At 67.8% G+C, this 1,853-nt stretch carries 3 protein-coding genes; 2 read left to right on the forward strand and 1 reads right to left on the reverse strand.

Going from position 1 to position 1,853, the window contains the following annotated elements; all coding sequences use genetic code 11:
* Positions 1 to 601, forward strand: a 601-nt coding sequence (locus APM_RS17470) for a response regulator (protein ID WP_007424723.1), incomplete at its 5' end; no start/stop codon positions are given.
* On the opposite strand, the gene APM_RS17475 is transcribed toward APM_RS17470, so the two are convergent.
* Positions 586 to 1,518: a LysR substrate-binding domain-containing protein gene (locus tag APM_RS17475; protein ID WP_241763202.1), complete on the reverse strand. Its 933-nt coding sequence runs from the start codon at positions 1,516 to 1,518 to the stop codon at positions 586 to 588. The genes APM_RS17470 and APM_RS17475 overlap by 16 nt on opposite strands.
* Positions 1,519 to 1,594: 76 nt before the next feature.
* Between APM_RS17475 and APM_RS17480 the strand changes: the two genes are divergently transcribed.
* A partial coding sequence (locus APM_RS17480) for an SDR family oxidoreductase (protein WP_007424725.1) occupies positions 1,595 to 1,853 on the forward strand: 259 nt, incomplete at its 3' end.

Raw genomic sequence — 1,853 nt, forward strand, 5'->3', positions numbered from 1 at the left:
GGGGTATGTCGTGCTGCGGGCGGAGCGGGGGGCGGAGGCGTTGCGGCTGGCGGCGACGATGGTGCCGGACGTGATCCTGCTCGATCTCGGGCTGCCCGATCTCGACGGCCAGGACGTGATCGTGAAGCTGCGGGAATTCTCGGATGTGCCGGTGATCGTGCTTTCGGCGCGGGACCAGGAGGCGCAGAAGATCGCGGCGTTCGATGCCGGAGCGAACGACTATGTCGAGAAACCCTTCGGCCTCGGCGAGCTGCTCGCGCGCATCCGCAACGCCTTCCGCCTGATCGCGACCGGGCAGGGGGTGCCGACCGAGGCGATCGAGATCGACGGGCTGCGGATCGACGAGGCGGCCCGCAGCGTCAGCCTCGACGGCGCCGAGATCCATTTCACCAAGACCGAATTCCGGATCCTGGCGGCGCTGGCGCGGCATCGCGGCAAGCTGGTGACGCATGACGACATCCTGCGTGCCGGCTGGGGCGGGGTGCATGACTTCGACCGCACCTACATTCGCATCTATATCCGCAACATCCGCCAGAAACTCGGGACGTTCGCGGACCGGCACATCAGGACGCGGCCGGGGCTCGGCTACATCTTCGAGTGAGGCGATGCGGCGAGTTCCTGCTGCAGCCAGGCGGAAAATCGCGAGATCAGCGGATTGGCCTGGCTGGGCTGCGGATAGACGAGGAAATGCGCGAGATAATGCAGGTCGACCGAGCGTCCCCGCAGCGGGGCCACCAGCCGGCCGCCGGCGATCTCGCGTTCGGCCAGCCTGGTTGATTCGAGGGCGACGCCGAGTCCGTCGGCCGCCATGCTGATGGCGAGGAAGCTGCGGTCGAAGCGCAGGCCGTGCGGCGCCGGCGTGCTCAGCCCGTTGGCGGCGAACCAGTCGGGCCAGCGCAGCATCTTGTTGTCGCTGTGGATCAGGGTTTCCTGCACCAGATCGGCCGGGCTCGTGATCCGCGCCGCAAGCGCGGGCGCGCAGAGCGGTGTCACGGTTTCCTCGCCGAGGGAAATCCGCACCATGCCGGGCATGACCCGCGCGGTCGGCGCCGCCGCGTAGACGATGTCGGCGTCGAAGGCGCCGTCGCTGAAGCGGGCATAGTCGGTGCTCGCGGCGATGCGCACCTCGACCTGCGGGTTCGCCGCGAGAAAGCGTTGCAGCCGCGGCGCGAGCCACTGGGTCGCGAAGCTCGGCGCGACATGCAGGCGCAACAAGCGCGGCGCGCGGGTGGAGACGGCCTGCATGCCCCGCCGCAGCGTGTCGAACGCCTCCGCGACATGGCGCATCAGCGTCTGTCCCTCGGTGGTCATCTCGATCGTCCTGGCCTGGCGCAGGAACAGCCGGACGCCGAGCAGGTCTTCGAGCTTGCGGATCGCGTGGCTCACCGCGCTCGGCGTCAGGTTGAGTTCGGCGGCGGCGGCGCGGAAGGAGCCGGTTCGCCCGGCGGCCTCGAAGGCGCGCAGCATGGACAGCGGAATGGTGTTCAGCATGGCGAAAAACAGATGAACCAGATTCACCAATTCATGCAAATTATCCTTTTGAAATTTCATTCGTCAGGCGCTTTTCTCCGTTCCGGATACACGGAGGAAACGCATGCTGCTCAAGGGCAAGACCGCAGTCATATCTGGTGGCGCGAGCAAGAAGGGGATCGGCCTCGCGACCGCACGGCTGTTCGCCGAACATGGCGCGCGGGTCGCCATTCTCGATCTCGATCAGGAGGCTTCCGACGAGGCGGCGGCGTCGCTCGGCGCCGGGCATCTCGGCGTGGCCTGCGACGTCACCGACCGCGCGGCCTGCGATGAGGCGGCGCGCCGGGTGATCGGCGCGTTCGGCCAGGCCGACATCCTGATCA

It is taken from the genome of Acidiphilium sp. PM (assembly GCF_000219295.1).
In the GTDB taxonomy this organism is placed as follows: domain Bacteria; phylum Pseudomonadota; class Alphaproteobacteria; order Acetobacterales; family Acetobacteraceae; genus Acidiphilium; species Acidiphilium multivorum.